Source organism: Halolamina salina (genome assembly GCF_042678005.1).
Classification (GTDB): Archaea; Halobacteriota; Halobacteria; order Halobacteriales; family Haloferacaceae; genus Halolamina; species Halolamina salina.
This window is the reverse complement of the sequence record NZ_JBHUDH010000022.1, coordinates 53,000-53,408: the sequence shown is the minus strand read 5'-3', so window position 1 is coordinate 53,408 and position 409 is coordinate 53,000. Positions and strand designations below refer to the sequence as shown.

At 73.1% G+C, this 409-nt stretch carries 1 protein-coding gene; it reads right to left on the bottom strand.

All coding sequences use genetic code 11. From position 1 onward, the window contains the following. Positions 1-409, bottom strand: a 409-nt coding sequence (locus tag ACFR9S_RS02835; protein ID WP_379818026.1) for an undecaprenyl phosphate translocase family protein, incomplete at both ends; no start/stop codon positions are given.

Genomic DNA, 409 nt, shown 5'->3' with positions numbered 1-409 from the left:
TCGAGCCGCGTCGCGGTCTGGACGACCGGCGCCCGCAGCGCGCCGACGACCAGCGCGACGAGGAACGTCATCGTCGCCCGCTTCCGGTGTTCCAGCGCCCACCGGACCGCGTGGGCGACGGTGAACAGCCCGACGACGCCGCCGCCGAGGAACGTGACGATCGTGGCCGTCCCCGGGGGGACCGCCGCCGGCTCGCCCGTCGCGATCGCGTACACCGCGTCGACGAACGCGCTCAGGTGGCCGATCATGTACTCGTACTGGCCCAGCAGTAGCAGCAGCAGCGAGCCGGATACGCCGGGTAAGATCATCGCGGTCACCGCGACCGAGCCGGCGAGAAACGTCACGGGGAGGCCGTGGCCGAGCGCCCCCTCGGCCTGCCCGGAGAGCAGGAAGGCGACGCCGAAGCCGG